This is a genomic window from Limnospira sp. PMC 1279.21 (assembly GCF_032349615.1).
GTDB lineage: Bacteria > Cyanobacteriota > Cyanobacteriia > Cyanobacteriales > Microcoleaceae > Limnospira > Limnospira fusiformis.
The window spans coordinates 1-1,392 of the sequence record NZ_JARPLU010000390.1 but is presented as its reverse complement, the minus strand read 5'-3'; the positions used below and the strand labels follow the sequence as shown (position 1 = coordinate 1,392).

Annotated in this window: 1 protein-coding gene and 1 pseudogene; both read right to left on the bottom strand. The window is 47.1% G+C overall.

Translation table 11 applies throughout. The features are described from left to right. Positions 1-386, bottom strand: a pseudogene (locus tag P5683_RS24845) (GUN4 domain-containing protein); the annotation flags it as partial. A gap of 368 nt (positions 387-754) precedes the next feature. Further along, the coding region (locus P5683_RS24840; protein ID WP_315642533.1) for a GUN4 domain-containing protein at positions 755-1,392 on the bottom strand (638 nt) is incomplete at its 5' end.

Genomic DNA, 1,392 nt, shown 5'->3' with positions numbered 1-1,392 from the left:
GATTCTAGGCGTGATAGCAATTGGGATTGAGATGCGATCGCTTGACTCTGGGATTCTAGGCGTGATAGCAATTGGGATTGAGATGCGATCGCTTGACTCTGGGATGGAAGTTGAGATTGGGATTGGGTAAAACCGTAAATGTTCCGGGTCGTCTCATATAAATAAGACTGCAGGTGAGAGACCATCAACTGTGCGGACTTTACCTGAGACTGAGACGATTTCCAAACCCGCTTGGCGACGGCAATGCGTTTTTTCTCCTTCTCCCACAACTCGGACGGTATCTCGTCAATAGGGGGATAGGGGGTCAGGTCATAACCACACACGGAACAGGTTTCGACCTCATTTTCTGTATATTCGGTTTCACAAACAGGACATTTCGTCATCATTCCCAACCCTGATAAATCACGACAACCGGGTGTAGGGAAACCCGGCTTTATGCTATGATAACCCACCGAGAGGAACTGAGAAACTCGGTTACGACGGACATATTTCGGTATTTACCTATAACCCTGATAGAAACCGGGTTTCTTCACTCAGTGGGAAAAAGACATCTCCCGGACAGATGAAACTTCCTGGGAATATTCCGGAAACGCGAAAGTACAGAGGTTACAGAAGTGGCCTAAAAGTTTGTCAAAGCCAATGGCTACCGCTTTGAGTGGAGTGCCAGGCATAGAATAGGGGGAGGTGCCGATGTTTCTGTGAAAAAGTTGCCGAAAACAAGAACTTGACAACTGCCTGAAGTGCTTAGAAGTGCTTATATGTTAAAGGTTAACAAGTCTGTGCGCGAGAGAAGAGATGTAAAAGTACTATAGTGCCCGGTATAACTTGGGAGATGACCGCGGGGAGCAGTCGCGGAAAACGTGCAATCAGACCAGACCACGTAATCCCCATTATATCGCCATGCCACCTCGTCACAAAACTGACACCACGCTGTATCACCTGGATAGTTTCCTACAGGCAATCCTCCACAATTGATGTAAATTTGCTTCTGGACACTAAACCCAAAGCGTCCCCTGCTGTGTTTGACCCAAAGACCATCGATGATTCGCAAATCCTCGCCGGGAAAGTTTTTGATATCATCGTCGTCTAAATATCTCCTAGAGGTTTTTCCCGCCACCGCTAACATCATCTTAGCCGTTTCTTCGTCGGCAGCTTTCCAGTTGCCTGATTTCAATAATCTGTCGAGTTCGGTATACAAAAAACCAGAAGAAGACACGATGGTAGTATCTGCCACGGCTTCAGTTATCGACTGGAGTTGAGATGCGATCGCTTCTATCTGCGATTCTAGCCGTGATTGGGATTGAGATGCGATCGCTTCTATCTGCGATTCTAGCCGTGATTGGGATTGAGATGCGATCGCTTCTATCTGCGATTCTAGCCGTGATTGGGATT